At 65.7% G+C, this 1902-nt stretch carries 2 protein-coding genes; both read right to left on the reverse strand.

The genetic code is table 11. From position 1 onward, the window contains the following. Window positions 1-64: 64 nt before the first annotated feature. Window positions 65-970 carry a permease-like cell division protein FtsX gene (gene ftsX / locus AC1DVZ_RS18805; RefSeq protein ID WP_477619721.1) on the reverse strand — a complete coding sequence of 302 codons (906 nt, stop codon included), beginning with the start codon at window positions 968-970 and terminating at the stop codon, window positions 65-67. A gap of 41 nt (window positions 971-1011) precedes the next feature. Further along, entirely contained in the window at window positions 1012-1701 is a 690-nt protein-coding gene (gene ftsE, locus AC1DVZ_RS18810; RefSeq protein ID WP_477619722.1) for a cell division ATP-binding protein FtsE, read from the reverse strand. Window positions 1702-1902: the final 201 nt, after the last annotated feature.

A 1902-nucleotide genomic window follows, 5' to 3' on the forward strand; every position in this document is an offset into this window, starting at 1 on the left:
GTTGCAACCTGTCCGTCAACCAGCAACCTTTGCTAGCAAAGGTTGCTGGACGACACCGCCTCGATCAGACGCGCAGGTAGCGGCGCAGCGTGGCCCACGAGGTCAGCACCGACACCACGAGCATGAACCCGACCAGCCACGGCGCGACGAACCAGATGTCGGTCGTCCCCACCAGAGGGGCGTCCTGCAGGACGGCCGAGACCTTGGGCAGCAGCGAGTCGGCCGTCACCCAGAGCCCGACGATGGCCAGACCGGTGCCGGTGAGGGCCGCCAGCACGGTCTCCATGACGAAGGGCAGCCGGATCGTGAAGTTCGAGGCACCGACGAGCTTCATGATGCCGGTCTCACGCCGTCTGCTGAACGCGGCCTGCCGGATCGTGGTGGCCATCAGCAGGACCGAGCACAGCACCATCAGGCCCGCGAGGAACAGCGACCCGATGGTCACCACGTTCATCACGGTGAAGAGCTTGTCCAGCGTCTTCTGCTGGTCCTGGACCCGTCCGACGCCGGGCGCACCCTCGAAGGCACTGACCACGACGTCGTACTTCTTGGGGTCGGTGAGCTGGACACGGAAGTTCTCCGGGATGTCACCGACTTGCAGGTAGTCCGACAGCGGCGAGTTGCGGTACTGCTCCTTGAACCGGTCGAAGGCCTGCTGTTCGGACTCGTAGTAGACGTTCTTGACAAGCGGCTTCATCTCGTCGAGCTGGGACTTCAGCGAGTCCCGCTGCTCCTCCGTCACGGCCTTGCCGTCACAGTTGACGTCGAGGGAGTCCTTGCCGCACATGAAGATCGAGACCTGGATGCGGTCGTACCAGTAGCCCTTGAGAGTGTCGACCTGGCCCTGGGCGAGGAAGCCGACGCCCATGAGGTAGACCGACACCATCGTCACCAGCATCACCGACACGGCGATGGACAGGTTCCGGCGCAGGCCGATCGCGATCTCGCTGAGCATGAACTGCAGTCGCATGGGGGTGGGTCTCCAGTACCTTCTGTTGTCGGGCGCGGCGATCAGCTGCCGCTGCCGTAGACGCCCTTGTTCTCGTCGCGGATGATGTGGCCGTTCTTGAGCTCGACGACCCGCTTGCGCAGCTGGTCGACGATGTCGTCGTCGTGGGTGGCCATCACGATCGTCGTGCCGGTGCGGTTGATCCGGTCGAGCAGCCTCACGATGTCGAGACTGGTGGTCGGGTCGAGGTTTCCGGTCGGCTCGTCGCACAGCAGGATCGGCGGCTTGTTCACGAACGCGCGCGCGATCGCGACCCGCTGCTGCTCACCACCGGACAACTCGTGTGGCAGCCGCTTCTCCTTGCCCTCCAGCCCCACCATCTCCAGGGTCTCGGGGACGACCTGGCGGATCGCGTGGCCCGAGCGGCCGAGCACCTGAAGGGCGAAGGCGACGTTCTGGTAGACGTTCTTGTTCGGGAGCAGCCGGAAGTCCTGGAACACGGTCCCGATCTCGCGACGCAGCCGGGGCACCTTGCGGTGGGGCAGGCTGCCCACGTCCTGGCCCGCGACGAGCACGCTGCCCTGTGTGACGCCCTCTTCCTTGAGGACCAGGCGCAGCAAGGTGGACTTGCCGGATCCGGACGCGCCGACCACGAAGACGAACTCGCCGCGCTCGATCTCGAGGTTGATGTCGCTGAGCGCCGGTCGGGTGGACCGGGCATAGACCTTGCTGACGTTCTCGAAACGGATCATGCGCGCGAGGTGAGCCTTACGGGGGGACGAATGGGACGGCATACGGGCAATGCGCGCGAACGCGCACGCCCCACCCGAGGATAGGTTGCCCACCTCGGTATGCCGCGCAGCCGCACCTCCTCGGCGTTGCGCCCCCGCCCCCACAAGCGCCCTTTGCCAGCACAGGTTGCTGGTTGACGGACAGGGTGCACCCTGTCCGCC

This window comes from Pedococcus sp. P2_E5, assembly GCF_056403895.1.